Here is a 23,293-nt window from a genome sequence, read left to right as displayed (position 1 = left end):
CCGTTGAGTCTTTGAGCCGTTGACGTCGTACGTCACTCCTGGCCCTTGCTCACCTCCGTGCGCACGGTCTGCAGCTGGCCCTTGGCGTCGTACCCGTACACCTCGATCGTCGCCTCACCGGGTTCACCGGCCTCGGTGAAGTCCAGCGGACCGCTCACGCCGTCGTAGTCGATGTCCTTGCCGTCCGCGAGCAGCTTCTTGCACGCAGCGAACGTGTTGCACTTCTCGCCGTCCTTGGTGACCCCGACCATCTCCTTGACGAATTTCTCCGGGTCGTCCGACTTCGCCTTCTCCGCGGCGAGCGCGACGGTCGTGACGCAGTCGAACTTCTGCGGAGCGAACTGCAGCACCTTCAGATCGGGCGCGAACGCCTTCAGCGCCTTCACAAACTGCGGGTTGGACGTGGAGGCCGGTGCCGTCCCCTTCATCCCGGCGATCGTGGCAGGCTTGCCCGGCGCGACCAGGGAGCCCAATTCCTCACTGCGCAGCCCGTCGGTGCCGTAAAGGCCGACCTGCTTGGGGCCGAGCCCTGCCTCGACCAGACCCTGGAGGATCTGCGTGCCCTCCTCGAACGCGATCACCACGACGGCGTCCGGATTGGCGTTCTTGATCTTCTGCACGACCTGGTCGAAGTTCGTCGCCCTCGGGTCGTACGTCTCGGCGACGGCCACATTCGTTCCGCCGTCCTCCAGAGCCTTCCTGGTGGAATCCAGCAGGCCGCGCCCGTAGTCGTCAGCCCGTGCGACCATGGCGACCCGGTCCTTGTTGTCCTCCTGGATGACCTTGGCGAGGATGGGCCCCTGGAGCGCGTCGCTCGGTGCGGTACGGAAGTAGAACCCGCCGTCCTCGTAGTCGGTGAAGGTGGGTGCAGTGTTCGACCCGGAGCACTGGACCACACCGGCTCCGGTCACCCGGTCGATGAACGCCAGCGACATACCGGATGCCGCGGCACCGATGATCGCATCGACCCCCGCAGCCATGACCCGATCCGCCGACTGTGCCGCAACGGCCTCCTGACCTGCCTCGTCGGAGGTCACTACGGCCGGTATCGGCTTGCCAAGAACGCCACCCGCGTCATTGATCGTCTTGATCGCGAACTTCGTCGACTGGATCATCGGCGGCCCGAGGTGGGCCAGCTGTCCCGTCTCCGGCAGGACATAGCCGAGCTTGAGCACGCCGTCCTCCGCGCGGGTCGGAGCCGCCGGAGCCACGGACCCGGCACTGGTAGTAGTGCCGACAGCCGTGGCGAGAAGGACCGCAGCGCTCGCGAAGATTACGGACCGCCGTATCGGCGCTTTCATGCCCGCCTCCTCTCATAAGAGGCCGGCGGAGGGCGACAGGCCAGCCTTCCGCCCGCCTTCTGTAATGAGGGTAAAACGTTCGAGCCTTGTCTGGGGCCGCGATCAGGCGGGCGGATCAGGCGGGCATATCCGGTGGACGGATCGGGCGGGCTGGAGCAGGCCCTACAGGTCCTTGAAGATCACCACCGTCACGTACGGCTCGTGCACCCCGTACCGAAGCCGACGCCGCATGGCCGGACCACGACCGGCGCGAACCGTCCCCAGGGTCCATGTCCTCGACCAGTTCGAAGCGGGACGGGGCACTGGCGGCACCGAGGCGTGAAAGCAGTAGCTCGCGAGTTCGTCTGATGTGACAACGTCTCGGAGGTTGCCGGTTGCGGCTTCCATCAGCGTTCATCTGCTTCAGGCAGCGGATCACGGTGGACCTGCTGTAGCCGTAGGGGGCGATCATCGCGGCGATCTGGCGGCGCCCGATCGTCATGGAGACGTCGTGCACGGCCCGGTAGGACCCGTACCAGATGTCCAAACAGAAACTTGGACGGCCGGGTCGTCCAGGGAGCACGGGCCAGCCGTTGCGTCGACCCGAAGCCGATGAGATGCTCCGGGAGTCGCCCTCGGTGAGCGGAAGCTCTCGCTGGGAGACCGCGCCACGCGCGGCCGAATCCGTGCTCTACACGGCCGCGTGCTCCCCACCATGGTCACGCGCCGCAACGCCACCTGGGCAGAGGTGGACCTCCCGCAAACAAGGTGGGCTCGACCGGACGGTGGTTCGGTCCTGACCTGCCGGTCGGTAGCTACCAGCCCCTGAAGAAGTGGGGGCTGCCGCCGGGTCGACCCGCAGGACAGCGCGACTTCGGGTACACGGTGCTACCCCGATCATGAGCAGGGTCAGGGCCTGGCCGGGACATGAACCGACGCCCTGGCGCCGTCGGCTGCATGTGGACCTTCGCCGCCCTGCGCTCCACGAAACCTTCTCCCGCCCGTCGCTGGGCCTGTGCCGACCGCCCCAGCGACGCTCTGAGGAAGCCCAGAAGCGGCTTTCAACGGGTGAGAGCGGCCAGACTGTTGAGTGCTGTGTCGATCTCTGCTGGAGTGTTGATGACGGCAGTGCCGATGCGGGTGTAGGTCGAGGTGGACAGCCGCACGCGGTGGACGGCGGCGTGGTCGACGACCTGCTGATGGGTGTGACCTGCCACGCTGAAACAGGTGATACCCGCTGACAGTTTCGGGTCGGCAGGAGTGTGCACGGTGACCCCGCGGATGCGGCTCAGTCCTTGCTTCACCCGGGTCGACAGCTGTGTGATCCGGTTGGCGACGCGTGATCGACCCAGCTGCTCATGCAGCGCCACCGCCACCGGCAGGGCGAAGGCGTGCTCGAACGCCAGAAACCCGCCGGGCGACAGGGACGCTGCTCCCCCGCCCCTGATGAAGCTCACGAACGTGGGCCGCAGCTGCTCGAGGGCGTCCGGCGCCACCCAGACGAGCCCCGTTCCCCTTGGACCGAACAGCCATTTGTGCGTTCCGGCGATCACCACGTCCGCGCCCAGGCCGGCGGCATCCTCGTCGACTGCCGCCAGCCCGTGCACGCCGTCGACGACCAGCAGGCACCGGTCGGCAGGACTGCGCCCTTCATTGGCCCGGCGCACCACCTCGGCCACCGCACGCACCGGCATCCGAATCCCCGTGCTGGACTGCACCCAGGTGATCCCCACAACCCTGGTGTTCGGGCGGATCGCCTCGCCGACTGCCACTGCGATGCCGTCCGCCGTCGCGGTGGCCGGATCGGCGAACCAGGAGACCAGCCGCACCCTGTTGCCATGCTTTTCGGCGGCCAACCGGGCGGCGGTGCGATGGGAGATGTGGTCGTGCTCCGTCAACAGGAACTCTTGTCCCGGGCGGGTCACGACGCCGTTGTAGACGACACCCAGGCCGATACTCGTGCTGGCCGTCATCGCGATGTCCTCGGCCCGGCCACCCAGATAGGCCGCGAGCGCCTGGCGTACCCGGGGCCATCCGGTCGGACCGTCGGGCAGCGCCAACCCCGTGGGCACCGAGAGAGGATTGGCGTCGACCTGTGCGCTCAGATGATCCACCGCATCCCGCACCACCTTCGGATGCGAGGCCAGGTAGAACAACGCGAGGTTCACCCATTCCGGCTCCAGACGAAACTGCGCCCGCAAGGCATCCCAGTCCACGCGCCCGTCGACAGTAGTGACTTGCCGCTCCCGTGGTGTGTTCACCCTTGCCGCACCGGAGCTGGGCACGAGGGTGACCGCCACCGCTCCCGCAGATCTCGCCAGCAGACCGCGCCGACTCGTCATCGACATCCAGCACCCCTTTGCACCACGACCGCCGGAGCGGTGGCGGAATAGCTGTCGGCGCCCTTCTGGTAACGAGGTTAGCGAGGTGGCCGCGGGTGCCGTCAGCACAGTCACCCAAACGGCCTCAGTCGGTGAAGCGATGTCAAGTCGGGCATGGCGAGGCTTGTCGAGCATCTGGTGCCCCCCGTTACCTTTTTCGTGGCTCCGCAATGGGGCCTCCGGCCTTCGGGTCCGGCATGACTTCCCCCCTTGTTGTTCATGATCCGGGGGGTGGTGTCACCGGGTCCGGAGGCATCGACGGACCGCTGATGAGGGGCTTGAGCACCGGCTTCACCCAAGGCCGGAAGAGCTCTCCGTAACGTGGATGTGGCAGCTCGGTGCCCAGGCAAGGCCGGACGTGAACGTGATGGAGGGGCCTGCACGTGATCGACACCGGAGACATCGACGTCTTCCTCGGCCTGGACGTCGGCAAGGGCGAACACCACGCCACCGCCGTCACCCCGGCCGGCAAGAAAGCCTTCGACAAGCGCCTGCCCAACACCGAACCCAAGCTCCGCGAGCTGTTCGCAAAACTCCAGACCAAGCACGGAACGGCGCTGGTCGTGGTCGACCAGCCGGCCTCGATCGGCGCCCTGCCGCTGGCCGTGGCCCGGGACATGGGCTGCCCGGTCGCCTACCTGCCGGGCCTCACGATGCGGCGGATCGCCGACCTCTACCCGGGTGAGGCCAAGACGGACGCGAAGGACGCGTTCATTTCATCGCCGACGCGGCCCGAGCGATGCCACATACGCTGCGGGCGATCGACGGCGAGGACGAGACGATCGCCGAGCTGGAGATGATCGTCGGCTTCGACGACGACCTGGCTGGCGAGGCGACCCGGGTCGCGAACCGGCTGCATGGCCTGCTGACCCAGATCCACCCGACGCTGGAACGGGTGCTGGGGCCGCGGTTGCAGCACCCGGCCGTCCTGACGCTGCTGGAACGGTTCGGGTCACCGGCCCAGATCCGCAAGGCGGGGAGCCGGCGGCTGGTCACGCTGCTGCGGCCGAAGGCACCGAGGATGGCCGAGCGTCTGGTCGAGGACATCTTCGCCGCGCTGGACGAGCAGACCGTGACCGTTCCGGGGACCGAGGCGGCCGCGCTGATCGTCCCGAGCCTGGCCGCCTCCCTGGCGGCCGTGCTCGACCAGCGCAAGCTGCTGGCCGGGCGGATCGAGGAACTGCTGGAGGCCCACCCTCTTTCGAAGGTCCTGACGTCGATGCCAGGAGTCGGCGTCAGGACCGGAGCGCGGATCCTGATTGAGGTCGGCGACGGCAGGACCTTCCCGACCGCCGGCCACCTCGCCGCCTACGCCGGTCTCGCCCCGGCCACCCGGAGCTCGGGCTCCTCGATCCGCGGCGAACAGCCCTCCAGGAGAGGAAACAAGCAGCTCAAAAGGGCTTTCTTCCTCTCCGCGTTCGCCGCCCTGGGCGACCCCGCGTCCCGGGCCTACTACGACAAGAAGATCGCCCAGGGCAAGCACCACACCCAGGCCCTGCTCTGCCTCGCCCGACGCCGGGCCGACGTCCTGTTCGCGATGCTCCGTGACGGAACCTTCTATGAACCGCAGTCGTCGGCCGCAGTCACCTGACCTGCGGGTCTGCGAGGAGGACGACTCGATCGGCCTCGACATCGAAGCCGAGCACTGGATGGCCATGGTCGCCTTCCGGGTCCATCAGCACGGGCTTGTTCAGCCGCCTTCCGATCTCCCGGAGGAAGCCGCAGAACACATCAAGTCGCTCCTGGCCCTGCAACTCCCGCAGGTCGACGTCGAAGTCGACTTCGTCGTCGGCACAGAACCGGAAGATCGCCAGCACATCGGCCGTCGGCCAGACCCGCAGGTTCGGGCACTCGGCGTCCGCCGGGCGGGACAGCACGACCTCCGCCCGGGGCACCGGAAGCACCGCTTCTCCCTCGGAGTACTGGCACTTCCAGCCCTTCTCCGCGACCAGGTCGAGGACCGCCTGCCAGTCCTGCACCGAGGCATTCGGGACACGCATGTCCGGCAACGACCCCATCAAGTCCGGGTCGAAGAAGCACTTCACGTCATCCCACAACAGATCAGCCACCCGGCCATGCTGCCCGCCTCACCGACCCAGCGCACCCCCGTTTCCCTTGACCAAAGACATAGGGGCACCCCCCCCCGGCAGCGCGGGCCGGCCATCCGGACGCGGATGAACGTCTGAGCTGTCTGGTGGCCAATGCGGTCACGTCGGTAAGTCGACGAGACCGAGGTGACATCACGCCTCGAAGATGCGTCGGGACAGCCGTTTCTGTGATGCCCGGCGGAAAGGCCCCCATGGCGCTACACGATGACGCGATCACGACCAGTGCACCGGCCGCTGAGCTGCCTTCCGGCACACCACCGGTCGCGAGTGCCGGCCTCATTCGCGATGAGGAGATCGGTACGGTCCTGGACCTGGTGATGCGTGTACTCGATGAAGGTGCGCGCGCCACCATGAGGAACCGTGGGGGCAGGCGTGGATGCCGGCTATACCGTGCCTTCGAGTGACGAGGCGGGCCGGGCAGCGGACTCGGTGTCAGGGCGGAGGGTACGCCGGTCCCGGCCTGGAGGGCGCCGGCTGGCGAGGATTCAGTCGGGTGTCACGTGGCTGTTCGTGGGAGGCGGTGCGGACGACGCTGCCTGCGAGGGCCGTGGAGTCTGAGCAACCAGATGGCTCGCGTACAGCTTCCCAGCGTGGGAGGCCGGCGACGGCGTGGTTGGTGTGACAGCGTGAGGAACGACACCTGCAGCGGCTGGCCAGTGAAGCCCTTCTGCTGAGTGACGGACGAAAAGTTCGTGGGTGTCCGTGTGGCAGTAGGCCAGCCGTACGCGCTCTTCGTGCCATGCGACCGCCGGGTCGAGCGAGGCCCATGCCGCCGCGCAGCCCGCTGGCGGCAAGCCATCGCTGATCCCGCTGCCTCCAGGGACTGCTCGGCCTTCGCCGGGTTCGCCATTCGATGACCCCTGCTTTCCCGTTCGTACTGCGGATCACCGTGCGGACCGCGCGTGGTGCGACCGCCACGGCGGTTGGAGTAGCTATGGAGCTCTGCAATCGCAGGACGGTCGGGGAGCCGTCATCACCCACACAGCAGGCGAATACAGCGTCGGTGCCGGTCTGGGTGTACAGGCACCAAAGTCTTCCCCGGACACCGTTGCTGCCCCTTGGTCGGTGCCACATTCCTGCAGGGAAATGGGTGGCCGGGCGCTTCTGCGAGGGTAAGGCCGCAGACGAGCACGGCTGCGGCACCGAAGCCGTTCCGATGGCCCTCTTCGTTGCTTTGGCGACCATGCATGTGTGGCGGCTATGCCTGTGCGCGCACCGGGGACCGTCGGGGTGCCCCGGACGTCGCCGGGGCACCGTCCGCCGTTTGGTCCGCTACTTCATGCCGGGGGTGGCACCCTTGATCAAGCCGCAACTGGCGGGGGCTGTGGCTTCTTGGGGCAGCTTCGGGTCGAGTTCGCTCTTACCCTTGCTGAAGTCGTACGTGCCGTTTCCGTTGGGGTCGATACCGTGCTGCACGATGTGCAGGTTCTTGATGTGGTCGGCCACGGCCTGGGAGACGGTGATCGTACGCGAGTAGGACAGACTGCCGTCCTTGTCGGCGACCGGCATGCGGTCGACAGCGAGTGCGCTGGCCTTGGTGGTGTCGCCCTTGGTGGTCAGCGAGATGTTGATGTCGCCATAGGCGGGCAGGCCCTCCGTGGTGGTGAGGACACCGTCTTTGTTCTTGTCCGCGGTCATGTCGGGGCAGTGGAAGTGCTTGCCGGTGGTGGAGCCGTGGATGTGCTGGGCATGCGGCTGTCCGGGCACGAGGCCGGTGGCGTAGATCTTCACCGTCAGCTTCCGGCCGTCCAGGCTGAGCACTGCGGTTCCGCCGGCGCCGGAGTTGTTCTGCTCGTCGAACTCGACGTGATGGGACCGGTGGTTGGGGGCCTTGGCATTGCTGTCGCCGGAGTCACTGGCCAGGGCGGGGGCCGCCATGCCCAGCGTGAGCGCGGCGGACACGGCTACCAGGCCGGCGAGACGGGCACTGTGGGTGGTTGTCACGAGATGCATCCCCTTCCGGGGCTTCCCTTTTAAGCCTTTCCAGCTTCTTTCTCCCTGTATTCGGCTTGGCGGCTGAGGTGGATTGCTTCTCACCGCAGTGTTGGGCCAGCCCCAGAGGTAACTGCTTGCGCCGGCCCAGGTACGGCGGAAGGACGGGTGGTCGCCGCGGGATTTCCCGAGCCAGTTGCCTCCCGGTTCAGGAGGTAGGGCATGTGATCAGCACGGTGAGGGCGGCAGCCCAGTCGGAGTCGGCGGTCACCATGCGCGCCGTTCCCGCCGGGGCCCGGACGCCCAGGCGCCGTAGAGGTCCACGGAGAGCGGCGCGAGAGACCGGCGGGCCTCGTCCAGGGCCCCGGCGCTGAGACGGGCCAGCGGGTGGGCGGACTGGTTGCCGGGATCCAGCAGGACGCGGACCCGGGCGCGGAACCACCGCGGCCCGGCCAGCAGCGGCACCCGGGCTGCGGCGATGCCGGGCGTAGCCTCGGCCCTGGCCGCGATCACGGCCGCACTGACCACCGCATTCTCCACCGGTTCGACGGCAGCAACAGCTCGCCCTGGACCGGCTTCCCGGCCTGCCGGCCGAGCTCAAGTCCGTGGACGACCTCGTCAAGGCGATGACGGTGTGCGTGGACGAAGCCGCCGACCGGGACGTGAGCGCGGGAAGTCCCGCGCACCGGGACGTGGCGCAGCTCGGTAGCGCACTTGACTGGGGGCAAGGGGTCGCAGTTCACCTCCTGTCGTCCCGACGGTGAGAAGCAGTTCAGAGGGGGCTTCGGGTCCCCTCTGATCATTCCTGGGGGCAGGGCCCTCCCTCTTTCGCCGAACGCTGACGGTCAGGGCCAGTCGCGCAGGTCGACCGGCGCGGCGGTCACCTCGCTCGCGACCTCGGGACCGGCGGCGTAGAAGGGGCGGGCGGCGTCGACAGTGGCGAGCACGTCGATCCGCTGCTGGTCGTCGCGGAAGCGGCCGTGCTTCTGCACGAAGCCCGCCAGCAGGTCGAGCCACCGACGGCAGAAGGCGAGGTCGGACTCGCGCCGTACGCCGGTTCCGTCCACGTCCAGCCACGTGGCACCGGTGTGCGACCACGCCCGCTCGGCCAGCACGTCGGGGTGCGCTCCGCCCGTACAGCGCGCCGCCACCCAGGTCGGCTCCCGCACCTCCAGGTCGAGCGACACCGCGAGCGGCCCGTCGCCTTCTGCGGAGCCGAGCACACGCCCGCCTGCCGTGACCACTTCAAGCCGGCGTGCCTGGGGCCCGTACGCGGCTGCCGACAGGTGAACGCTCCGCCCGGCCGCGCCGTCGATCCGGCCGCCCTCGTCCTGTCCGTCCACCCGCAGCCGGACCCAAGGACCGTTCGTGACGACGACGGGGCCGCTGCGCAGAGCGCGGCTGAACGCCTCCGGGTCGTGGTCGCCCCCGGTCCACGCGTAGACCCGCCCGGAGCCGGGTGGGCCGGAGAAGGCACCGGCGCGGCTGAAGGACAGGAAGGCGTCGGTCCCGGCCGTCGGCGCGAGCCGCAGCCCGCAGCCCAGCAGGCGGTACCAGAGCTCGGCCGGGCCGGAGGGGTCGACCGAGAACAGCAGGTCGATGCTGTCGACCAGGCCGAGCGCGGCGTCCACCACCAGCTCCCGCGCCTCCACCGACCGGATCACCCAGTCGAAGAGGTGCTCCGGCGCCGACTCGGCATCCGGGGGGAACGGGCGGACCACGGGGTGGCAGTAGCCGATCGCCGCGCCTCCCGCCCGCAGCTCGGCCGCCGTCTCCGCGTTCGCGGGCCAGTCCCAAGGGTGCGAGCTGCCCTCGTGCCCCGTCGCCCAGCGAGCGGGTGAGGTGTGCCCGCCCGTGGCGTGGAAGTGGCCCAGCAGGTCGTTGCGGAACTCGACCCCGAAGGCTGTCGTGCCGTGCTCGTGCCGCAGCGGACGGCCCAGCCGGCTCTCCACGAGCGCCTGGTCGTAGATCTCGTCGCCGTGCCAGTTGCCGGCGACCAGTCCCATCAGATCCAGCCCCTCGCCCTGCTGCATGAGGACCGCGTCGTGCAGCGAGACCACCTGGTCACCCGAGTAGTTCGCGTGCACGTGCAGGTCCGCGCCGGTCCAGCCGCCGCCGTCGCCGTCCCACCAGCGCTCCGGCTCGAGGTGCAGCCGTGTCGTGCCGCCGGCGTGCAGCTCGGCCCGCTCCGAGACCGAGGTGTACTGCGCACCCCGCGCCGCCGTCACCCGCACCACACCGGCCGGCACCTCGAGCGTCGCTTCCTGCGCGTGGAAGAACGGCCGGTCGTGGACGTCGTACTTCAGCCGGCCTCCGGTGGGCGCCCACGGCTGCCCCGCCGCGTCGACGACGCTCCATCGGACGGGCGTGGTGGCCGAGAGCTCCAGCACGGCCGGAGGCACGCGGCGCACTGCGGCCGACAGGTCGACCGTCACCGTACCGGCGCGCAGCGACGCGAGGCCCGGCTCCGGCTCCAGCTCCATCCGGTCGACCGCACCGGCTGCCACCGTCCACGCACCGGCCGCGCCCCGGACGTCGACCGCGTGGGGCGTGTCGTTCACGACGACCACCAGCACACCTCCGGGGCACCAGGTCGCGTGGCCGCGGGAGCCGTCTAGCACGTGCAGCGGTTCGCCGTACCGCACGGTCCCGGTCAGGACGTCGACGACGACGACACCGGGAGGCAGCGGCGCGTCCGCGGTCACCAGCAGCCGGAGAGCGGCGGCGCGGTCGACGCGCCGGTCCTCCCCCATGGCGGCGAGGACCGGGCCGAGCGCCGGCACACCCCAGCGGCGGGCCAGATCAAGGACGTCCAGCATGACGTCGGGCGCTTCGGCCCCCCAGTCCAGCGGAGATTCGGCGAGCAGCGCGCGGTAGCGCGCCAGCGCCTCGCCGACCGCGGGGGGCAGCTCGTCGTCGCAGCACATGGCGGTCCCTCTCTTGCCGGGCGTGACCCGTGAGATCACGGCAACTCGATGATGTCCCCGCGAGGACCGGCCTGGTGAGCGGCCTCTGCGTCGGCGGGTGACAGCCCGTGTACGAGGCGGAGGGCTTCTCGCGTCTCAGCTCTCCGGCCCCTGCACCTCCAGCACCGGCGCGGGCAACCGCGAAGGCGCGGGGAGCGACCCCGAGCAACAGCCGGACGGAGCGGTCGACCGACCCTCCAAGCAGGGCTGTGGGTCAGCAGATTCTGCGGGCGCCCGGCTCGAGAAGCGATTCGTCCCACGGGATGTACGAGAGCCGATCCGGGTTCCAGTAGTACATCACGTCCTCGTTCTCACTCGACCATCCCTGGTAGATCTCGTCCCAGGAACGCTCCGCATGGTTCGTCAGTGAGCGGGCTTCGATCACGTCGTCGCCGCGCTGGTAGCGGACGTCCATGGAGATGCGGACCTCATCGCGGACCAGTGCGGGCAACGACTGATGGACCGTGAGGCTGGGAAATGTCACCACGTCGCCCACGGCGAAATCGCCGCCGACCCAGTTGGTCTCATGCGCGCACAGCTGTGCACCCCAGTTGGTCCAGTAGCCGTCACTGTCCCCGGTTCCCACCGGCAGGCGGCCCTGCTGGTGGGAACCACGCAGGATGACGAGCGGACCGCTCGCAAGACTGCAGTCCCCGACGGGAAACCAGCAGGTCCACGTGTCGGTACTGCCCTGAACGAGCGGGAAGTCCTGATGGGGTGGGGTCGCGCCCGTCGACGGGTGCGCCGTCATCGCGCGCATGATGTGACGCGGATGGACAAATACGTCGTCGGTGCCGAAGAGCTTGCGATAGAGGTCCAGGAGCGCGGGTTGGTGCGGCAGCCGATGCAGCTCGGGCAGCCTCTGCATGGCGGCATAGAGCTCGGCGGTGACGCCGATATCGACCCGCATCCGGTCGGCGGGCAGCTGATTGAGCCGGGCGAGATCCAGTCTCCCGTCGAGCGGATCGGCATCCGGTGCCCGTAGACCATGCTCCGACAGTATGCCGAGGACTTTGGAGCGTAGCTGCAGAATCGGCTCCGGATCGAGCAGTCCACGGAAGAACAGATACCCGTCGCGCTCGGCTCGGGCTCGCAACTCGTCAGGGTGGCCGAGGAGTTCGGTGGATTCCTCGAAGGGCGTCAGATCAGCGGCTTGGACCTTCACCGGAACCGAAGACACGGTTTCGCTCATGGCCCACAGGCTAGGAACGCGCCTCCTCGCCGCGCCATGTGGAAAACGCTCCGTTCATGGATGATCTGATCAGCACTCTCGGCTCTGGGCCGCGCCAACAGCCCACCGCCGCGGCCTGCCGACCGGTGCGTCACGCTCGGGGCGGCAACACCTGCCGGCTCCCGGCCGAGGAGGCTTCCCGCCGAGGAGGCTCCCGCCGCGTCAACTCCGTTGCCTGTGACGGCTTTCCGGACGCGCGGCCGCTCAAGGACTTCGGGGCTCGCCGGGTTGACGCGTCGCAGCGCGCCCTCCTAGCGTGCCTGAAACGATTCACCATCCGTGCTGTCGGCGATGTCGTCCGAGAGGGGCACTCCCGTGGGGGTTCTGCACGTCGTCAAGCCCACCGTCGAATACACCACATGCCCTCTCGGGCTCGATACGGAATGGCCGCGGCTGGGCTGGCAGTTGCTCTCCGACCGACCGGATCAGGCGCAGAGCGCCTACCGGATACACGTCGCGACCAGCGCCGAAAGGCTCAGCAACCCTGATGTCTGGGACAGTTCACGGGTGACATCCGACCGGTCGGTGCTGGTTCCCTACGCCGGTCCCGCGCTTGCCCCCCGCACCCGGTACCACTGGTCGGTGCGGGTCTGGGACGCGGACGGTGTGGCAAGTGAATGGAGCGAGCCCTCCTGGTGGGAGACCGGACTCATGGACGGCTCGGACTGGACCGGCCGCTGGATCGGCGCCCCGGCGGCCCTCGTGGACGCGGCAGCAGCGGCCCCGCTGCCAGGGGTGCCGTCCCTGGGAGGGGCCCAGTGGATACGCCTGGCGGACAGCAGCGCGCGGGGCCCGGCAGAGACCGGAGCCTCAGCCGCGATCCGCTGGTTCCGCGTCGTCGTCGACGTACCGGCAGGTGTCCGCCGGGCCTGTCTGGTGCTGGCCGCCGACGGCGGCCTGACCGCCTGCGTCGGCGGCACCCAGGTCCTGCACACGGTCGCCGATCCCACCGCGGAGAACTGGCGCCGGCCGGCCGTGGCCGAGGTCACCGCCCAGCTGCGGCCGGGACGCACCGCCGTAGCAGTCCGCGTCGACGCGAGCAGCACCGGATCCGGGGAGGCCGGCCTCCTCGGAGTGCTGGAGTTCACCACCGCCGACGCAGTACGCCACGTGCGGACATGCCGTACGTGGAAGACCACCGGCAGCGAACCCGCGGGTGACTGGTCAGGCCCCGACTTCGACGACAGCGCCTGGGTGGCCGCCGACGAGTGGGCCCCCCGGGGTACGGCCCCGCGAGGGGCGGTGGCCCCCGCCGCATCCCCCGCCTTCCAGCTGCGGCGCGAGTTCCGCCTCCCCGCGAAACGGATCGTCCGCGCCCGTCTGTACGCCACCGCCCTCGGCCTGTACGAGGCGCACCTCAACGGCCGCCGCGTCGGCGCCGACGAGCTGGCCCCGGGCTGGACCGACTACCGCAAGCGGGTGCAGTACCAGACCTACGACGTCACCGACCTGCTGCGCGGCGGAGCGGCCAACACGCTCGGCTTCCACCTGGCGGACGGCTGGTACGCGGGCACCATCGCCTCCTTCGGCCGGCACCACTACGGCGAACGCCCTTCGCTGCTCGCGCAGTTGGAGGTGACGTACACCGACGGTTCGTCCGAGCGGATCGTGTCGGACCGGGCGTGGCGGGCGGCGGCGGGCCCGCTGGTCTCCGCGGACCTGATCGGGGGCGAGGACTACGACGCCCGGCGGGAGACGGACGGCTGGACACAGCCCGGCTTCGACGATTCCGGATGGCAGTCGGCGGAATCCGCGGCGGTCACCACACCACCCGCGATCGTGGCCCAGGCCGATGCCCCGGTCCGGGTGGCGGGCGAGCTCCCCGCCCGGCAGGTCACCGAAGTCGCCCCCGGGGTCTTCGTCTTCGATCTGGGCCAGAACATGGTCGGTTCGGTGCGGTTGAAGGTCTCCGGCGCGTCGGGCACGGTGGTGCGGCTGCGCCACGCGGAGGCACTCAACCCGGACGGCACGCTCCACACCGCCAACCTGCGGTCCGCCCGGGCCACCGACACCTACGCCCTCAGAGGCGGCTCGGTGGAGGTCTACGAGCCGCGCTTCACGTTCCACGGCTTCCGCTACGTAGAGGTGACCGGCTACCCCGGGGTGCCGCCCCTGGACGCGGTGACCGGCCGGGTCATGCACACCTCGGCCCCGTTCACCATGGACTTCGAGACCGACGTACCGATGCTCAACCAGCTGCACTCCAACATCACCTGGGGCCAGCGCGGAAACTTCCTGTCCGTCCCCACCGACACCCCGGCCCGCGACGAGCGGCTCGGCTGGTCCGGGGACATCGGCGTCTTCGCCCCCACCGCGGCCTACGTCATGGAGTCGGCGCGCTTCCTCACCAAGTGGCTGCGGGACCTGTACGACGCCCAGCGGGCGGACGGCGCGTTCCCCGATGTGGCGCCGCAGATCGGCATGCTGGGCGCGGGCACGGCGGGCTGGGGCGATGCCGGCGTCTGCGTGCCGTGGGCGCTGTACCAGGCGTACGGGGACACCCGGGTCCTCGAGGAGGCATGGGAGCCGGCCAAGCGCTGGCTGGACTACCTGCACCGGCACAGCGACGGCCACCTGCGTCCCGCCACGGGCTACGGTGACTGGCTCAACTTGCGCGACGAGACACCCAAGGACGTCCTCGCCACCGCCTTCTTCGCCCACAGCGCCCACCTCGTCGCCCGCATGGCGCGGGCTCTCGGTGACGACCCAGCCCCCTACGAGAAGCTCTCCGCCGCCGTCCGCGGCGCCTTTCGCGCGGCCTACGTCTCGCGGGACGGCGCCCGTATCGAGGGCGACACCCAGACCGCGTACGTACTCGCCCTGTCCATGGATCTGTTGCCGGAGCCGGAGCGTGGCCGGGCAGCGGACCGCCTGGTGGAGCTGATCGAGGCGCGGGACGGGCACCTGTCGACGGGCTTCCTCGGCACGCCGCAGCTGCTCGGGGCCCTCACAGCCGCGGGGCGCACGGACGTGGCGTACCGGCTGCTGCTCCAGGAGTCGTTCCCCGGCTGGGGCTACCAGATCGCCCGCGGCGCCACCACCATGTGGGAGCACTGGGACTCCGTGAGGGAGGACGGCGGCTTCCAGGACGCGGGGATGAACTCCTTCAACCACTACGCCTACGGCGCGGTCGGCGCGTGGATGTACGCCACCATCGCCGGCATCGCGCCCGCCGCGCCCGGCTTCCGGCGCCTGGTCGTCCGCCCCCGCCCCGGCGGTGCGGTGACGGCGGCGCGCGCCCGCTTCGACTCGCTCTACGGCCCGGTCACCACCCGCTGGGAGGCGGGCGGCGGCGGCTTCACTCTCCGTCTCGGCCTACCGGTGGGCACCGCCGCCGAGGTGTGGGTCCCCGCCCGTGCCGCGGCGGATGTCAGGGCCGGCGACACGGAGTTCCTGCGGATGGACGACGGCTGCGCGGTCTTCGCCGCCGGTTCGGGCTGTCACCTGTTCAGTACCGGACGACTCGCTCGATGAGCGTGGCGACGGCCCCGGCACCGTAGCGGTGCAGCGCGCGTCTCATCCCGTCATCCCGCGTCATCTCCCGCTGCGCGGTAGGCGGTCGGGCTGAGGCCGTAGTGCGTCCGGAACCGGCGGGAGAAGTAGTTCGGGTCGGGCCAGCCGACCGCGGCACCGACGCGCGCCACGGGCTGTGTGGTGCCCCGCAGCAGCGCCGCCGCGCTCTCCGCCCGCGCGCGGGCGAGGTAGGCCATCGGCGGGAGCCCGATGTGGCTGGTGAACGTCCGGGTGAGGTGGCCCGTGCTGACCGCGAGTTCGGCGGCGAGCCGGGCCGGGGTCCAGGCCTGTGCGAGACCGGACTCCAGCAGCCGTACGGCGCCGAGTACGAGCGGGTGGGACGGGGGTGCGTCCGCCTGGACGGTCGGGGCGGGTGCCTGCGGTGCAGCCGTGGCGAGAGCGTCGAGGAAGACCGCGAGGCGTCCGAGGACACCGATTCTGTGGACCGGGCCGTCGTGCCCGGCCGCCGCGGCCAGTTCACCGAGGAGCGCCAGGCACCGCGTGTGGTGTTCCGCATCGAGCCGGAAGCCGAAGACCCCGGCGTTGCCCGGCGCGCTCGGCCCTCCCCACAGCAGGTGGTTGACGGCCGGTTCGGTGCGGATCCAGGCGAGGTCGGCGCGGAGCAGCTCGGCCGCGAAGCAGCAGTTGACCACCGTGAGACCGGTGCAGTCCAGGTAGCTGTGCCAAGGCCCCGGCCGGAGCACGATGACGTCCCCCGCGCAGAGCGGCCGGCCCCCGGCCGCGGTCAGGTGCCGCCCCCGCCCGGAGACGACGAGGGCGATCTCCAGGAAGTCGTGGCTGTGTCCGGGCACGTCGCCGGTCAGCCGGTGCCGGCCGGTGTGCACCGGAACCCGGGCGGGGAACAGGCCGGTGCCATGCAACAGGCCGTCGAACTGGGCGTCTTGGTACGGCACATCAGTATCGTGCTACCTCGTGCGAGTCGTTGGCTAGCCCCGCTGCCGCCGGGGCGACCAGCATGAGGGGTATCGCTGAGACCCCCCGCAGGGGCCGATGAGGTCGAGGAGCACGATGGAGCTTTCCCAAGAGAGCGTGGAGCACTACCGGCGGCACGGTTTCGTGCGCGTGCCCGGAGTCCTCTCGGCGGCCGAGGCCGCCGGCTACGCCCGCGCCGCCGCCGAACTGCCCGGCGCATCGTCGACCGGCCCCGAGATGCGGGCCTTCAGGCAGTACGTCAACGTCTGGCGCACAAGCGCGGCGTTGCGCGCGCTCACCCTGCACCCGAAGCTCTCGGCGCCGGCGCATCAGCTGGCCGGTGTGCCCCTGCGTCTGTGGCACGACCAGGTGCTCGTCAAGCCGCCGCACCACGAGACCGCGACCGAGTTCCACCAGGACCACCCGTACTGGCCGCACCGGACCTGCCGGCACGCGCTGTCCGCCTGGGTCGCGCTGGTCGACGTACCGGCCGAGCGCGGCTGCATGACCTTCCTGCCCGGCTCCCACACCCACACGGGGCTGCGGCCCCAGGACCTGCACAAGGAGGGGGACTTGTTCGAGATCGACCCCGAACTGCGGTGGAGCGAGCGGGTCACCGTCCCGCTGCGCGCGGGGGACGTCACCTTCCACAACAGCTACACCGGGCACATGGCCCTGCCCAACCGCACGGACGCGGCACGGCTCGCGCACGTCGTGATCTATATGGACGCGGACACGGTCTACGACGGCCGTCCGCACCCGGTCACGGACGGCGTCGGCCTCCTGCCCGGCGACCGCCTCGACGGCGACCTGTTCCCTCCGCTGACGTCGGCCGCCGCGGGGCCCCGGTCGGGATGACCGGGGGTGGTGGAAGGCTCGGGTGTCCGGAGCCGGTCACAGGACGTGCTGGGCGCTTCGCCACTCCCGTGGTGACCGACCGACGTGCTGCCTGAACAGGCGGGAGAAGTAGTACGGGTCGGCCACGCCACACCGCCGGGCGACCTGGCCGACCGTGAGGCCGGTCGTGCGCAGCAGCTCCTGTGCCCGGGCGATCCGCCGTGCGGCGACCCAGCTCATCGGCGAGGTGTCGAGGTGCCGGCGGAATCGGCGCGTGAGCGTCGCGACGCCACAGCCCGCCACGCCGGCCAGCTCGCCGATCGTGAGCCGATGGTGCAGCTCCTGGTCGACGTACTGCAGCACGCGACGCAGATCGTCGGGGACGAGCGCCCCGTACAAGGGCCCGGCCGCTCCGAGCGACTCGGACAGCTCATGGAGGACCAGCGTCCCGAGCGCCCGCATCAGCGCCTCGTCCGGCACGCCCCGTCGGAACACCTCGACCGCGTACAAGGAGACATCCACCAGCCGCGGGCGTTCCTCGGCGGAGGAGACCACGACCGAGCCGCCGGAAAGGATCGTGCCGTCGCGCCGCCACCCGCATCCCGTGAGCGGGTGGTCGCGGTCGTGCGGAACATCGGCCACCACCCGGTGCCCGGGGTCGTGCTCGGGTATGAGATGCGCGCCGACGAGCAGGAACGGGTCCAGCACGTCGGCGGCATACCGGATCGACCGGCCCCACGGCAGGATGAGAAGCACTCCGGCCCTCATCACATGTCGCTGTCCGTTGACCCATACCTGGCCGCCTCCTCTCCGGCACAGGAGGACCATGCGTGACTCGACCCGCGCGTGCCGCAGCCGCCGGCCGGGCTGGAACTGGTACATGTTCGCCTGGCTCACGACCGGGAACGGCGCCCCACTGACCATGAGCGGATTGTCCGGCAACCGTGCGTCCGATGTCATCGCCCAAGCGCACGGCGCCGTGGACGTGTGGGACGGAGGGTCACATCGGCAGGACGAGGTTCAGCTGCGCGCCGGGCTCCAGCGTGTGCACGAGATCGCCCTGGCGCAGCTCCACATGTCCGGTGGGACGAGCCGACCAGCGTATCGCCTTGTCGTCCCGCCGCCACGACACCTCCACCACTCCCCCGCCGGGAAGCGGCAGCCGCCCGGACGCCCCCCGCTCGCCGGCGAGCAACTCGAGGCGCAGCCCGCCGTCGGGATCCACCCAGAGTCCGAGCAGCATCCGCGACAGCAGCCACGTCGGGGTTCCGGACCACTGGTGGCACCGGCTCCACCGGGGGTCGAAGTTCTCCCACCACGTCGTGGCTCCCTGGTCGAGCAGCCAGCCGTAGAGCCCCTCGATCCGTTCGAGCACCTCATGCGCCCGGCCACGGCGGGCCAGCTCGATGAGCGAGAAGTGCAGGAAGTACGGCGTCACGAAGCGCTCGCCCGTGGCGAGGTGGCTGGACAGCCGTGGTCCGGTGGCGTCGAGGGGGAAGCAGGAGTCGAGGTGGTCGAGCACCAGACGCACGGCGGCCGGCTCGGCGCCCGACGGCAGGACTCCGGCGCGGAGCGCCAGGGTCGCCGCGTGGTAGCCGAGCGGTTCGGCGGACGTGCGACGCGTCAGCGTCTCGCGCAGCGCCGCGGCGGCCTCGTCGACGGCCGCGGTGGCGCCGTGTCCCACCTCGCGCAGCCAGCGGGCCGAGGCGTCCAGTCCGTCGAGGGCCAGCAGCGAGATCGACAGGCCGTCGTCGGCGGCGCCCCAGTCCACGAACGGCCACGGCAGAGGCCCCTCGATCCCCTGGGGGCCGAGGCGGGCGCGGAACGCCGCGGCGTTGCGTGCCGCGGCCGGTGCCAGCTCGCCGAGCAGCTTGCGGCTGCCGGTGAGCGCGGCATGCCGCAGCACCGCCCCCGGCCACAGCGCGGAGTACGACGCGAGGTGCCGGACGGCGCCGGGCCCCTGACCGGCCACGAACCCGTCGTCATCGGCGCAGCCGGCCGCCATCCGCAGCGAGCGCTCCACGATCCGCAGATCCCCGTGCGAGACGGCGGCGATCTCCATGCCGACCACGGCATCGCCCAGCCACTGGCCGCGCTCGCGGACCGGGCAGTCGACCAGGGCGTCCTCGGAGCAGGCCCGCAGTGTGTCGACGCCGACCTGCCAGATGCGATCGAGCCTGGGAGAGCCGGTCGCCAGGCTGCCGACCGGGTCGGCGGGGGCGCTGCTGCGCTCGTCGAAGCGCAACTCCCCGATATGGACCGGCGAGCCCTCGGCCAGCACGTGCACCTCGACCCAGCGCCCGGCGCGGGGAGTCACCGGCCCCAGCCGCTGCTGCCCGCCGGCGGCGACGTAATGGTCGAGGTTCGCCGACAGGCCGTTGCTCATCGAGATCCAGGGCGTGACCCGGCCGTCGACGAGGTCCTCGCTGTAGAGCAGGTCGACGGTGGCGCCCGGGGGCGCGCTGATCTCGACACTCGGGCGCCCGAGCCGGACGCGGCCGAGGTCGAAGCGCGCCCACACCCCCTGCGCGGGCACCTGCCCGTCCGGCGCCAACTGCCGGGCGAACACCGTGGCGGCCGGGTCGTCCTCGGGAAGCAGCAGGCGCTCGACGCACTCGCCCTGCGCCACCCGTACGGCGGTGAGGGGCGTGAGGGACACCGGTGGGCCCATGTCGGGAGCGGGGACCGGCAGGCCGGGCACCGATACGGCGGGCGCCCACGTGTCGGCGGCGGTGCCGGGGCCTGTCCACGCCGGCAGCTCGCGCACGTCGCACCACTCGACGAAACCGAGGTTGTCGTTGACGCGACGGACCCCCGGCCGGTACGCCCGCAGCGGCGCTGCCCGCCAGTCGAGGTCGGGGTGTCCCTCGACCTCGACCCACAGGTGCGGCGCCACGACCGCTGCCTGTTCGGTCGGCACGCCCGGGTGCACGACGTGGAACGCCAGCACGTGCGGACCGGGAGCGAGGTCGAGTGCCCTCTCCACGTGCTCCGGGTGGTCGGCGGGGGCGCGTGGCGGTCCTTCGGCGACGGGCTCGCCGTCGACGTACAACACCGCCCACCACGAGGCGGAGAAGCGCACGACGAGACGGCGCTGCTCCGGCAGGTCGACCACCGCGCGGATGCCCACGTGCGCGTCGATCTCGGGCGCGCCATGGGTCCACAGGTGCGTCATGTCGCCTCCCGGCAGTTCGCGTCGACAGGTCGTACGGCGACGGCGACGGCGTCGAACCGGTCGGGAAGGTGGAGCGTGAGCTCACTGCCGCCCACCAGTTCCCGCGGTGCCGCTCCCGCCGGGAAGGTCTGGACGTGGTAGCGCTGTCCTTCGCGCAGCCCGTGCGGGCGCACCCGCAACCGGTCGTCCTCGGTGTCCTGCCGCCACACCCCGAGCAGGCAGCCGGCCGGGGAGAAGACCTCCAGAGCCGTCAGCGCCTCGGTGCGATGCGGCGGCTGCTCGGGGCCGTGCCGGCGCACCGACGCCTTCGCGAGCAGCTCGGCCGAGGCGTTCGCGAAGGCCACCGCCTCGACCATCAGCGCCCGTCGGTCCTCGTGGAGGCGGTCCACGGGCCCACTCAGGGTCATGCGCCCGAGCAGCCCTGTGACCAGTCGGTATCGCGTCTCGGCGAGGCTCAGGTCCGGCTCGAGCACGGCCCAGCTGACGGCCTGCGACGGGTGCAGTACGTCCAGCACCGCACGCAACACGTTGGGGAAGCTGCGCCAGCCACCGTTCCAGTGGCCGTGATCGCTGACGCTGCCGAGATGCGTGCGCGACAGCAGGCCGTAGCTCGTACGCCCGCCGCCGCTCGCGCAGTTCTCCAGTACGACGTGCGGATGCCGGGCGCGCAGCCCGTCGAGCACCGCCTGCCAGCCCGCGGCAAGCTCCAGCGCGCCTTGCCCCGGTCCGTGCGGCGTCGCATCCGGTCCCGGTACGACCTCGGTGTTGTAGTCGAACTTGAAGTACGCGTAGCCGTGGTCGACGAGCCCGTCCAGCACGCCGGCCAGGTGGTCGCGGACCTGTGGCTGCCGCAGATCGAGGAACGCCCGGCCCGCGTCGAGCAGCGGCCGGCCGTCGCGCTGCAGCAGCCAGTCCGGGTGCTCGGCCACGAGGCGCGAGGCGACCCCGGCGACCTCGGGTTCGAGCCAGATGCCCGGTACGAGCCCGGCGTCGCTCAGGTCTACCGCCAGGGCCTTCATGCCCGCGGGGAAGCGGCTCTCGTCGTGCGTCCAGTCCCCCGCCAGGGTCCACCAGGTGGCGATCTCCCCCTCGGGCGTCTGCGGTGAGTACCATCCGGCGTCCAGGACGAAGGTCTCGACGCCCGTGCCGGTCAGCGCGGCCGTCTGGGCCGCGACGGTGGAGGCGTCGAGCGTGTTCATCGTCGCGTGGTACTCGTTGTAGACGACGCCGCGACGCGGTTCCCGCGGTGCCTGGTGCAGCCAGCGGTGCCGGTGAAAGGCGTCGACCACCTCCGCGCGGTCACCCTCCACGGCGCCGACCACGACCGGCACCGTCTCCAACCGCTCGCCCGTGCCCAGCACATGGCGCCAGTGTCCACCGGCGTGGTTGGGGCCGCCGGCCTGCGTGTAGACGGTGCCGGAGTCGGCGCCGACCTCCATGCGCCAGCCGGCGGAGGCGTCGACCTGCATGCCGTACGAGATGCCCGTCGCGCGGTCCTCGAGCACGTAGAACGGCAGCACGTGCTTCGACGACCAGGAACCGGTCGTCTCCACCGACCAGGCGTTGATACAGGACTCCGGGTACAGCCCGATGTCCGTCACCGGCCGCGACCGCAGGGTCCCCTCCCAGCACCAGCCACCGTCGTAGGTGTGCAGCCACAGGGCGTCGAAGTCGCCGTGTGCCGCCAGGCCGCGCAGCATGCCGCTGCTGACGTGGTCGACGGTCAGCGGCACCTCGGTCGCGCGGACGCTCGTCCAGCGGGTCAGGCAGGAGGAACCCGGCCTCGCCAGGAAGTGCAGGTCCAGCTCCAGGCCCTGGTCGCCCGACGAGCTGAGCACCACGTGCAGGCCACCGTCCCCCAGCCGTTCGGCCCGGTGGCTTCGGACCGTGGTGCTCTCCGTGCTGCCGCAGCCCGTCCACCGGGTGCCGTGCTGAGGGAGCGGGCGGTCGTCCCCGGCCAGCTGCAGCTCGACCTCGGCGCCGAGCCGACCGCCGCGCACCTGCTCGAGTTCCTCGGCGCCGAGCCGGTGGCTCGGGCCGAACGCGACCTGCCGCGCCGTACCGGCGATGTCGACCGCGTGCACCACGCCTGCGGTACTGAGCAGCAGAAGCGACCCGTCGACGTCGAGCTCGGGGCGCGTCACGGCCGCCGCCCCAGGGTGGCGCCGCGACCCGTCACCGGAAGTCTCATACCCCCACCTCCATCGAGGAGCGCATGCGGGTCAGCGCGTCGGCCGGCGGCGCGTCGAGGAAGAACATGTCGTTGCCCGCGGTGGCGGACCCTCCCGGCGCGATGGCCCCGAAGCCGCTGGCCGCGTGGATGCAGGAGTACTCCCTGTTGTGGAACAGGAACGCCGCCGGACGGCCGACGGTGGCGACGGTCCGGCTGCCGTCGCGGCTGCACACCGCCATCCACGGGTCGAGGACGACATCGGGCGTGGCGTGGAAGGCGGAGACGAACGGCAGGTCCGTCGCGGGGGGCGCGCCGGCGGTCGAGTAGAACTGCACGGTGGGTCGGGTGCTGTGCCGGCGCGGGACGGAGAGCAGGGGCACGGGTTCGCCGGCGATGCCGGTGAAATGCCGTTCGCAGTCGTGGTCCCTGACGTCCCGGGCACCGCCGCAGGACAGGCAGTTGAAGGCCAGAGCGTTCTCCCAGTGGCGGTCGCTCTCGTTCTCCAAGGTGTACGACACCACGACGGCGTCGTCCAGGGACAGGTCGACCGTCATCTCGTAGGCCAGCTCGCCGGGTCGGCGTCCGGTGGCCCGCCAGGTACGGGCCTCCTGCTGCTCCCACTTCGGCACCAGCGTCGTGTACCAGACGGCGGATGCGGCATCGCCGATGGCCTCCGGAAAAGCGAGCGAGAAGCGGGCACCGGGAAAGGCGGGCACCTCGCTCAGCCAGGCGCTCATGGTCCCTGCGATGGGCTCGAACTTCAT

At 70.8% G+C, this 23,293-nt stretch carries 13 protein-coding genes, 1 tRNA gene and 2 pseudogenes; 4 read left to right on the top strand and 12 right to left on the bottom strand.

What is annotated here, in order from left to right:
* Positions 1–32 precede the first annotated feature (32 nt).
* The gene (locus tag ABT360_RS13305; protein WP_351814546.1) at positions 33–1,301 is read right to left on the bottom strand and encodes an ABC transporter substrate-binding protein; all 1,269 of its coding nucleotides are present in this window, start codon (positions 1,299–1,301) and stop codon (positions 33–35) included.
* Between the two features lie 1,040 nt (positions 1,302–2,341).
* Positions 2,342–3,496: an aminotransferase class V-fold PLP-dependent enzyme gene (locus ABT360_RS13300; protein ID WP_351814544.1), complete on the bottom strand. Its 1,155-nt coding sequence runs from the start codon at positions 3,494–3,496 to the stop codon at positions 2,342–2,344.
* A 548-nt stretch (positions 3,497–4,044) separates the two neighbouring features.
* On the opposite strand from ABT360_RS13300, the pseudogene ABT360_RS13295 reads away from it, so the two are divergent.
* Positions 4,045–5,252 (top strand): annotated as a pseudogene (locus tag ABT360_RS13295) (IS110 family transposase).
* Here ABT360_RS13295 and ABT360_RS13290 read toward each other — a convergent pair.
* The 3 genes from ABT360_RS13290 to ABT360_RS13280 all read right to left on the bottom strand — a co-directional run bounded on the left by ABT360_RS13290 (position 5,245) and on the right by ABT360_RS13280 (position 8,241).
* Positions 5,245–5,730, bottom strand: a complete 486-nt coding sequence (locus tag ABT360_RS13290; protein WP_351814542.1) for a hypothetical protein — start codon at positions 5,728–5,730, stop codon at positions 5,245–5,247. The pseudogene ABT360_RS13295 and the gene ABT360_RS13290 sit on opposite strands and share 8 nt — an antisense overlap.
* Before the next feature lie 1,311 nt (positions 5,731–7,041).
* Positions 7,042–7,713: a hypothetical protein gene (locus tag ABT360_RS13285; RefSeq protein ID WP_351814540.1), complete on the bottom strand. Its 672-nt coding sequence runs from the start codon at positions 7,711–7,713 to the stop codon at positions 7,042–7,044.
* A gap of 255 nt (positions 7,714–7,968) precedes the next feature.
* A complete protein-coding gene (locus ABT360_RS13280) occupies positions 7,969–8,241 on the bottom strand; it encodes a hypothetical protein (RefSeq protein WP_351814539.1) in 273 nt (90 codons plus the stop codon).
* A 146-nt stretch (positions 8,242–8,387) separates the two neighbouring features.
* On the opposite strand from ABT360_RS13280, the gene ABT360_RS13275 reads away from it, so the two are divergent.
* Positions 8,388–8,459, top strand: a tRNA-OTHER gene (locus tag ABT360_RS13275).
* 87 nt (positions 8,460–8,546) lie between these two features.
* Here ABT360_RS13275 and ABT360_RS13270 read toward each other — a convergent pair.
* Positions 8,547–10,667: a CehA/McbA family metallohydrolase gene (locus ABT360_RS13270; RefSeq protein ID WP_351814537.1), complete on the bottom strand. Its 2,121-nt coding sequence runs from the start codon at positions 10,665–10,667 to the stop codon at positions 8,547–8,549.
* Between the two features lie 214 nt (positions 10,668–10,881).
* Positions 10,882–11,859 (bottom strand): phytanoyl-CoA dioxygenase family protein, encoded by a 978-nt coding sequence (locus ABT360_RS13265; protein ID WP_351814535.1) that lies wholly within the window; start codon positions 11,857–11,859, stop codon positions 10,882–10,884.
* Between the two features lie 309 nt (positions 11,860–12,168).
* Between ABT360_RS13265 and ABT360_RS13260 the strand changes: the two are divergent.
* Positions 12,169–15,372: pseudogene (locus tag ABT360_RS13260) on the top strand (family 78 glycoside hydrolase catalytic domain); the annotation flags it as partial.
* A gap of 50 nt (positions 15,373–15,422) precedes the next feature.
* Here the strand turns inward: ABT360_RS13260 and ABT360_RS13255 are convergent.
* Entirely contained in the window at positions 15,423–16,325 is a 903-nt protein-coding gene (locus tag ABT360_RS13255; protein ID WP_351814531.1) for an AraC family transcriptional regulator, read from the bottom strand.
* A 115-nt stretch (positions 16,326–16,440) separates the two neighbouring features.
* On the opposite strand from ABT360_RS13255, the gene ABT360_RS13250 reads away from it, so the two are divergent.
* Positions 16,441–17,202 carry a phytanoyl-CoA dioxygenase family protein gene (locus ABT360_RS13250; RefSeq protein WP_351814529.1) on the top strand — a complete coding sequence of 254 codons (762 nt, stop codon included), beginning with the start codon at positions 16,441–16,443 and terminating at the stop codon, positions 17,200–17,202.
* A gap of 36 nt (positions 17,203–17,238) precedes the next feature.
* Here ABT360_RS13250 and ABT360_RS13245 read toward each other — a convergent pair whose 3' ends face one another.
* From ABT360_RS13245 to ABT360_RS13230, 4 genes are read right to left on the bottom strand one after another with little or no spacing between them, the layout of a single operon-like run.
* Complete coding sequence (locus tag ABT360_RS13245) at positions 17,239–18,141, bottom strand: AraC family transcriptional regulator (RefSeq protein WP_351814527.1); 903 nt, start codon at positions 18,139–18,141, stop codon at positions 17,239–17,241.
* A 40-nt stretch (positions 18,142–18,181) separates the two neighbouring features.
* Positions 18,182–20,356 (bottom strand): family 78 glycoside hydrolase catalytic domain, encoded by a 2,175-nt coding sequence (locus ABT360_RS13240; RefSeq protein ID WP_351814526.1) that lies wholly within the window; start codon positions 20,354–20,356, stop codon positions 18,182–18,184.
* Entirely contained in the window at positions 20,353–22,500 is a 2,148-nt protein-coding gene (locus ABT360_RS13235) for a glycoside hydrolase family 36 protein (protein WP_351814524.1), read from the bottom strand. The genes ABT360_RS13240 and ABT360_RS13235 overlap by 4 nt, the downstream gene beginning before the upstream one ends.
* 43 nt (positions 22,501–22,543) lie before the next feature.
* Positions 22,544–23,293 (bottom strand): hypothetical protein, encoded by a 750-nt coding sequence (locus ABT360_RS13230; protein WP_351814523.1) that lies wholly within the window; start codon positions 23,291–23,293, stop codon positions 22,544–22,546.

Source organism: Streptomyces sp. NPDC000229 (genome assembly GCF_040300825.1).
In the GTDB taxonomy this organism is placed as follows: Bacteria; Actinomycetota; Actinomycetes; order Streptomycetales; family Streptomycetaceae; genus Streptomyces.
The sequence above is the reverse complement of the archived record's forward strand: the minus strand, read 5'-3'. Positions and strand labels throughout refer to the sequence as shown.